Genomic DNA, 3105 nt, shown 5'->3' on the forward strand with positions numbered 1-3105 from the left:
GATCGTTCTTTAAAAATTCGGATATGTGATAGATATAGACTGATGGCCAGTTTCACTGCTGGTTAATCAGGCTAAGGTAAAATTTGTGAGTTCTGCTCGAAAGAGCAACATGCGAATTTTCGGCGAATGTCGTCTTCACAGTATAACCAGATTGCTTGGGGTTATATGGTCAAGTGAAGAAGCGCATACGGTGGATGCCTTGGCAGTCAGAGGCGATGAAAGACGTGGTAGCCTGCGATAAGCTTTGGGGAGTCGGCAAACAGACTGTGATCCAGAGATCTCTGAATGGGGGAACCCACTCAGCATAAGCTGAGTATCTTGTACTGAATACATAGGTGCAAGAGGCGAACCAGGGGAACTGAAACATCTAAGTACCCTGAGGAAAAGAAATCAACCGAGATTCCCTTAGTAGTGGCGAGCGAACGGGGACCAGCCCTTAAGTTGATTTGAGATTAGTGGAACGCTCTGGAAAGTGCGGCCATAGTGGGTGATAGCCCCGTACACGAAAATCTCTTGTCAATGAAATCGAGTAGGACGGAGCACGAGAAACTTTGTCTGAATATGGGGGGACCATCCTCCAAGGCTAAATACTACTGACTGACCGATAGTGAACCAGTACCGTGAGGGAAAGGCGAAAAGAACCCCGGAGAGGGGAGTGAAATAGAACCTGAAACCGTATGCGTACAAGCAGTGGGAGCCTACTTTGTTAGGTGACTGCGTACCTTTTGTATAATGGGTCAGCGACTTATATTCAGTGGCGAGCTTAACCGAATAGGGGAGGCGTAGCGAAAGCGAGTCTTAATAGGGCGTTTAGTCGCTGGGTATAGACCCGAAACCGGGCGATCTATCCATGGGCAGGTTGAAGGTTAGGTAACACTGACTGGAGGACCGAACCGACTACCGTTGAAAAGTTAGCGGATGACCTGTGGATCGGAGTGAAAGGCTAATCAAGCTCGGAGATAGCTGGTTCTCCTCGAAAGCTATTTAGGTAGCGCCTCATGTATCACTCCAGGGGGTAGAGCACTGTTTCGGCTAGGGGGTCATCCCGACTTACCAAACCGATGCAAACTCCGAATACCTGGAAGTGCCGAGCATGGGAGACACACGGCGGGTGCTAACGTCCGTCGTGAAAAGGGAAACAACCCAGACCGTCAGCTAAGGTCCCAAAGTCATGGTTAAGTGGGAAACGATGTGGGAAGGCTTAGACAGCTAGGAGGTTGGCTTAGAAGCAGCCACCCTTTAAAGAAAGCGTAATAGCTCACTAGTCGAGTCGGCCTGCGCGGAAGATGTAACGGGGCTCAAACCATGCACCGAAGCTACGGGTGTCATCTTTGATGACGCGGTAGAGGAGCGTTCTGTAAGCCTGTGAAGGTGAGTTGAGAAGCTTGCTGGAGGTATCAGAAGTGCGAATGCTGACATGAGTAACGACAATGCGAGTGAAAAACTCGCACGCCGAAAGACCAAGGTTTCCTGCGCAACGTTAATCGACGCAGGGTTAGTCGGTCCCTAAGGCGAGGCTGAAAAGCGTAGTCGATGGAAAACAGGTTAATATTCCTGTACTTCCAGTTATTGCGATGGAGGGACGGAGAAGGTTAGGCCAGCCTGGCGTTGGTTGTCCAGGTTTAAGGTGGTAGGCTGAAATCTTAGGCAAATCCGGGATTTCAAGGCCGAGAGCTGATGACGAGTTGCCTTTAGGCGACGAAGTGGTTGATACCATGCTTCCAAGAAAAGCTCCTAAGCTTCAGATAACTGGGAACCGTACCCCAAACCGACACAGGTGGTTAGGTAGAGAATACCAAGGCGCTTGAGAGAACTCGGGTGAAGGAACTAGGCAAAATGGCACCGTAACTTCGGGAGAAGGTGCGCCGGCGAGGGTGAAGGACTTGCTCCGTAAGCCCATGCCGGTCGAAGATACCAGGCCGCTGCGACTGTTTATTAAAAACACAGCACTCTGCAAACACGAAAGTGGACGTATAGGGTGTGACGCCTGCCCGGTGCCGGAAGGTTAATTGATGGGGTTAGCGCAAGCGAAGCTCTTGATCGAAGCCCCGGTAAACGGCGGCCGTAACTATAACGGTCCTAAGGTAGCGAAATTCCTTGTCGGGTAAGTTCCGACCTGCACGAATGGCGTAACGATGGCGGCGCTGTCTCCACCCGAGACTCAGTGAAATTGAAATCGCTGTGAAGATGCAGTGTATCCGCGGCTAGACGGAAAGACCCCGTGAACCTTTACTATAGCTTTGCACTGGACTTTGAATTTGCTTGTGTAGGATAGGTGGGAGGCTTTGAAGTGGGGACGCCAGTTCTCATGGAGCCATCCTTGAAATACCACCCTGGCAACTTTGAGGTTCTAACTCAGGTCCGTTATCCGGATCGAGGACAGTGTATGGTGGGTAGTTTGACTGGGGCGGTCTCCTCCCAAAGAGTAACGGAGGAGTACGAAGGTGCGCTCAGACCGGTCGGAAATCGGTCGTAGAGTATAAAGGCAAAAGCGCGCTTGACTGCGAGACAAACACGTCGAGCAGGTACGAAAGTAGGTCTTAGTGATCCGGTGGTTCTGTATGGAAGGGCCATCGCTCAACGGATAAAAGGTACTCCGGGGATAACAGGCTGATACCGCCCAAGAGTTCATATCGACGGCGGTGTTTGGCACCTCGATGTCGGCTCATCACATCCTGGGGCTGAAGCCGGTCCCAAGGGTATGGCTGTTCGCCATTTAAAGTGGTACGCGAGCTGGGTTTAGAACGTCGTGAGACAGTTCGGTCCCTATCTGCCGTGGACGTTTGAGATTTGAGAGGGGCTGCTCCTAGTACGAGAGGACCGGAGTGGACGAACCTCTGGTGTTCCGGTTGTCACGCCAGTGGCATTGCCGGGTAGCTATGTTCGGAAGAGATAACCGCTGAAAGCATCTAAGCGGGAAACTTGCCTCAAGATGAGATCTCACTGGGATCTTGAATCCCCTGAAGGGCCGTCGAAGACTACGACGTTGATAGGTTGGGTGTGTAAGCGCTGTGAGGCGTTGAGCTAACCAATACTAATTGCCCGTGAGGCTTGACCATATAACACCCAAGCAATTTGCTAGCGCAGATTGCGGTGGTGAAGACG

Annotated in this window: 1 rRNA gene; it reads left to right on the forward strand. The window is 51.4% G+C overall.

The features are described from left to right. The first annotated feature begins 167 nt into the window (after positions 1-167). Positions 168-3059: ribosomal RNA gene (locus RR51_RS28265) — 23S ribosomal RNA — on the forward strand. Positions 3060-3105: the final 46 nt, after the last annotated feature.

It is taken from the genome of Pseudomonas sp. C5pp, assembly GCF_000814065.1.
Lineage (GTDB): Bacteria > Pseudomonadota > Gammaproteobacteria > Pseudomonadales > Pseudomonadaceae > Aquipseudomonas > Aquipseudomonas asiatica.